Here is a 1343-nt window from a genome sequence, read left to right as displayed (position 1 = left end):
GGTAAATTCGTCGATGCCCTACGCGCCGTTGCCGCTGAAATGGCGATGGAAGAGCTGCACGAGAAACGTGTTGATTTCGTTCAAAAAGTGCAACAAGTCGTCAGCGAAGATTTGTTTAAAAACGGCCTCGAACTCGAAACCGTTTCCCTGACCGGCCTCGATCAAACCAGCTTTGAGTTTTTCAACCCGCAAAATGCCTTTGACGCGGAAGGTCTGACCAAACTGACCGAAACCATCGAAGGCCGCCGCAAAAAACGTAACGAAATCGAACAAGACACCGATTTGGCGATTAAAACCAAAAACCTCGAAGCCGAGCAGCAACGCTTGAAAATCTCGCGCGAAGAAGAATACGCCAAACTCGAACAAGAACGCGAAATCGCCGTGCGCCGCGCCGAACAGGAAGCCAGCATCGCTGAGCAGGAAGCGCAGAAAAAACGCGAAGCGGAAGAAGCCAAAATTGCCGCCGAACGCGAAGTGGATTTGAAACGCATCGCCGCCGAACGCGACATTAAAAACGAAGACATCCGCAAAGCCCAAGCCGTCGAGCAGGCGGAGGTCGAACGCCGCAAAGCTATTGAGCTTGCCGAACAAGACCGCGCCATCGCCGTTGCCGAGAAATCGCGTGCCGAATCCGAAGCCAAAGCCGAGGCCGACAAAGCCCGTGCCACCGCCGTGCGTGAAGAAGAGAGCGTGATTACCGTGCGCGAAACCGAACGCGCCGAACGTGCCAAAGCCGTCGAGCTGATTGCCGCCGAAGAAGCCGCGCAAAAAGATGCGATTTCGCTTACCGTCGCTGCGGAAGCCGAGAAACAGGCCGCGCAAGACCGCGCCGAAGCCGTGCGCATCGCCGCCGAAGCCGAAGCCGAGAAACAACGCCTGCAAGCCAAGGGGGAGGCCGATGCCAAAATTCTGTTGGCACAAGCGCAAGAGCAACAATACAAGGTTGATGCCGAAGGTACCCGCGCTGTGAACGAAGCTGCCAACGTCCTGAGCGTTGAACAGGTTGAAATGCAAGTCCGCCTTGCCCTCTTGAAACATCTTCCTGACATCATCCGCGAATCCGTCCGCCCGATGGAAAAAATCGAAGACATCAAGATTTTGCAAGTTAATGGTCTGGGTGGCTTTGCCGGTGGTGCAAACGGTGCGGAAGGTGTTTCAGACGGCCAAACCACACAAGCCAGCCTTGCAGACCAAATGGTCAATAGCGCCCTGCGCTACCGCAGCCAAGCCCCGTTGGTTGACGGTCTCTTGAAAGAGTTGGGACTGAATGGTGGCGACATCAACGGTCTGACCCAAGGACTGGATAAAACTATCGACCAATCATAAACGGATGCCGTAATAAT

Annotated in this window: 1 protein-coding gene; it reads left to right on the top strand. The window is 54.9% G+C overall.

Annotated elements, in window-relative coordinates; genetic code table 11:
- On the top strand, positions 1–1326 hold a 1326-nt coding region (locus tag ACTHUT_RS20745; protein ID WP_440419693.1), incomplete at its 5' end, for a flotillin domain-containing protein.
- Positions 1327–1343: the final 17 nt, after the last annotated feature.

This window comes from Neisseria sp. P0022.S010 (assembly GCF_051956635.1).
This window is presented reverse-complemented; position numbering and strand designations above follow the sequence as displayed.